This is a genomic window from Rhabdothermincola sp., from assembly GCF_036846205.1.
Taxonomy (GTDB): Bacteria; Actinomycetota; Acidimicrobiia; order Acidimicrobiales; family Acidimicrobilacustridaceae; genus Rhabdothermincola.
Map to the genome: position 1 here is coordinate 1 of NZ_DAIUCK010000163.1, position 3,391 is coordinate 3,391.

At 67.1% G+C, this 3,391-nt stretch carries 3 protein-coding genes and 1 rRNA gene; 1 reads left to right on the forward strand and 3 read right to left on the reverse strand.

Going from position 1 to position 3,391, the window contains the following annotated elements; all coding sequences use genetic code 11:
- Together V7004_RS15405 and tyrS are read right to left on the reverse strand one after the other, a co-directional pair.
- Positions 1 to 363, reverse strand: a 16S ribosomal RNA gene (locus V7004_RS15405); the annotation flags it as partial.
- Positions 364 to 818: 455 nt separating this feature from the next.
- Positions 819 to 2,135 (reverse strand): tyrosine--tRNA ligase, encoded by a 1,317-nt coding sequence (tyrS, locus tag V7004_RS15410; protein ID WP_334145109.1) that lies wholly within the window; start codon positions 2,133 to 2,135, stop codon positions 819 to 821.
- Positions 2,136 to 2,240: 105 nt separating this feature from the next.
- Here tyrS and V7004_RS15415 point away from each other — a divergent pair, with 105 nt between their 5' ends.
- Entirely contained in the window at positions 2,241 to 2,777 is a 537-nt protein-coding gene (locus V7004_RS15415; RefSeq protein WP_334145110.1) for a hypothetical protein, read from the forward strand.
- Between the two features lie 96 nt (positions 2,778 to 2,873).
- On the opposite strand, the gene V7004_RS15420 is transcribed toward V7004_RS15415, so the two are convergent.
- The coding region (locus V7004_RS15420) for a DNA-3-methyladenine glycosylase (RefSeq protein ID WP_334145112.1) at positions 2,874 to 3,391 on the reverse strand (518 nt) is incomplete at its 5' end.

Here is a 3,391-nt window from a genome sequence, read left to right on the forward strand (position 1 = left end):
CACTGCTGCCTCCCGTAGGAGTCTGGGCCGTGTCTCAGTCCCAGTGTGGCTGATCGTCCTCTCAGACCAGCTACCCGTCGACGCCTTGGTGGGCCATTACCCCACCAACAAGCTGATAGGCCGCGAGGCCCTCCCGAAGCGATGAATCTTTCCTCTCCCGATCATGCGGTCAGGAGAGGGCATCCGGTATTAGCCCGAGTTTCCTCGGGTTATCCCAGACTTCGGGGCAGGTTCCTCACGTGTTACTCACCCGTTCGCCGCTAGGTCTTCACCGGTGTTGCCACCGGATGGACCCCGCTCGACTTGCATGTGTTAGGCACGCCGCCAGCGTTCGTCCTGAGCCAGGATCAAACTCTCCGTCGAGATCTCGACCGACCCGAAGGTGGGTCTTCGATCATGAAGAGCCGGCTCCGGGATGGCGCCCGGAACCAACTGGCACATCTCCGAAGAGATGCTTGTGAATTGATGACCACCAACGCCGCTGCCGCACACCAGAGCCCGAAGGCTCTTGCCCGGTGAGTGGTACGCGCGCTGGTCGCCCGCACTGGCTTTTTCGTCCTCTGTTCCGTTTTCAAGGAGCGCCGTGTCGAGAGGCCAAGGCCAGAACTCGACCTTCGCATCTGGGCCAAGCGGCTGCGGGACGCAGACCGCCGTGCCAGTTCCCCGTACGAGCAGAGCCGCATCGGGGCGGATCGTCAACCTACCGAGCCCTGCGGTGCCGGTCAAACCGAACGCCCGGCGAGGTGCTCGTAGGCAGGGCCGGTTACGATAGCAAAGTTCCGCGAGGATGCCAACCCCGGTAGGTGAGTGGGTGAACCCTACGACCCGCTCCCAGGCTCCTCATCATCGATAACCACCAGGTATCGCTGCTTCTTCCCTCGCCGGAGCATCACGAACCGATCGTGGAGTACGTCGGCCGGGCCGAGGGGTCTCGACTCGGGGAGCGCCTCGTCGTTCATGTAGAGCCCCGCTTGGGCGATCAGCCTCCTGCCCTCCCCCTTCGAGCCCACCAACCCGATCCTGGCCACCAACTCGACCACGTCCACGCCGAGCACGTCGCCGCGGGCGAGGTGGGCAGTCGGCATGGCGTCGACGAGCGCTTCCAGTTCGGAGGGTGCCAGGTCCGCGACGGCGCGGGTGAAACCTGACGAGGCGTGCTCGGCTTCGCTCGCAGCCACGGGCCCGTGCACCAGCTCGGTCACCTCTCGAGCCAGGCGGCGCTGGGCGAATCGCTCCTCCGGGCGCTCCTCGTGCCTCGCCATGATGCCGGCGATCTCCTCGAGCGACAGCAGGGTCAACTGCTTGAGGAAGCGCTCGACATCCCGGTCGTCGCACCGCACGAAGTACTGGAAGAAGTCGTACGGCGAGGTGCGATCCGGGTCCAACCATACCGCTCCTGCTGCGGTCTTGCCGAACTTGGTCCCATCGGCTTTGGTGATCAGCGGCACCGTCAGGGCGTGCACGCTGACCCCTTCCTTCCGGCGGATGAGGTCCACGCCCGCGGTGATGTTCCCCCACTGGTCGGATCCTCCGACCTGCATCTCGCAGTTCAGGTGCTTGTACAGCCAGTGGAAGTCGTTCGCTTGCAGCAGCATGTAGCTGAACTCTGTGAAGGAGATGCCGTGCTCGCTGGCGACCCGAGCTCGGATGGACTCCTTCGCCAGCATGGTGTTGACGGTGACGTACTTGCCGACGTCACGAAGGAAGTCGAGGACACCCATCGGCGCTGTCCACTCGCGGTTGTCGACGAGCAGGGCCTGATTCGGGCCCGGGGTGAAGTCCAGGAACTGCTCGAGCTGGTGCTTGATGGCCATCACGTTCCGATCCAGCGTGGCCTGGTCGAGCAGATTGCGTTCCTCGGAACGACCACCGGGGTCGCCGATCATGCCGGTAGCACCGCCGGCGAGGGCGATTGGCCGGTGGCCGAAGAGCTGGAACCGTCGCAGCAGGAGCAGTGGGACCAGGTTGCCCACGTGGAGGCTCTCGGCAGTCGGGTCGAAACCGCAGTAGACGGTGATGGGCCCATCCTCCAGGCGAGCGCGGAGCAGATCAGGATCGGTCGTGTCGTGTACCAGACCGCGCGCGATCAGGTCTCCGAGCACCGCACCACCCGACCATGAGCTGTGATCGTCCATGGCCGCCCACTCTTTCCCTCCCGGGAGCGCCCGTCCACTCTGTAGCCGGGCGCAACCGTCACCGCCGTTTGGCCCCACCCTGGCGCCCACGCCACAGTGGACCTCATGAGGACCGCATCGCCGGGCTCGCCGAGCGCCTCCCGCTGGACCCTCATCGGTCGGGTCATCGTGATCGTGATCATCCTCGGCTCGGCCTTGCTGTGGATCTACGCCCTGACCCGCTCCCCGAGTCAACCCCCGGGCAGCCTCGACGACCCATCGTTCGGCGCTGCCGCCGAGCCGATCTGCGCTTCCGCCCAGGCCCGACTCGCTGACCTCCCCCCGGCCTTCCAAGCACCTGAGCCGGCCGCGCGGGCGGCGGCGATCTCCAGCGGCACGGAGGTCCTCCAGGCGATGGTCGACGACCTGCGCTCGATCGCCCCCTCGCGAGGCACCCGTGACGGGGACATGGTGGCGGAGTGGCTCGACGACTGGCAGACCTACCTGGGCGACCGTCGGGCCCATGCCGCCCGCTTGGCCGAAGAGGGGGATGTCCGGTTCTACGTCACCGAGAAAGAGGGCCGGCAGATCACCGCGCCCATCGACCGCTTCGCGCAGATCAACCACATGCCCTCCTGCGCCACCCCGGGCGACCTCGGCTGACGAGCGCAGGCACACGCGTTCCGGCAGGGCGAACGCGTGCCCCAGCACGCGTTTGACAGGCCAGTTGCAGCAGACGGGCGTTCCGGCAGGTCAGGATCAGGGGCGCGACACGTTCGGATCGCCGGGCACGTACCACCGCCACGGATGCTCGGTGCCGGCACTGAGCCCGATGCGGGTGGTCACGATCGGCGCCTCCGGGGGCGGGGTACCGTCGTCGAGCACCATCACCCCCCGGTCGCCGGTCACCAGGTCCGCACCGTCGAAGCTGCCGTCCAGACCGAGGGCCTGGCAGAGCTTCGCGGGACCACTGCACAGGTCCTCGTCCCGCCGGGCCCGCCGGCGCGCCGCGTACATGGCCTCGAGACCCTCGAGCGGCGCTGCGCCCCGCAGCAGCACGGCGGTTGCCGTGCCCTCCTCCCCGCAGACCACGTTCGCACACCAGTGCATCCCGTAGGTGAAATAGACGTACAGGTGGCCGGGCGGCCCGAACATCGTTCGGTTCCGGCGGGTCTCGCCCCGGTACGCATGGCTGCCCGGGTCCTGCGCACCGGCGTAGGCCTCGACCTCCACGATGCGGACCACCCGCCCGTCGTGGACCAGCAACTTGTTGAGCA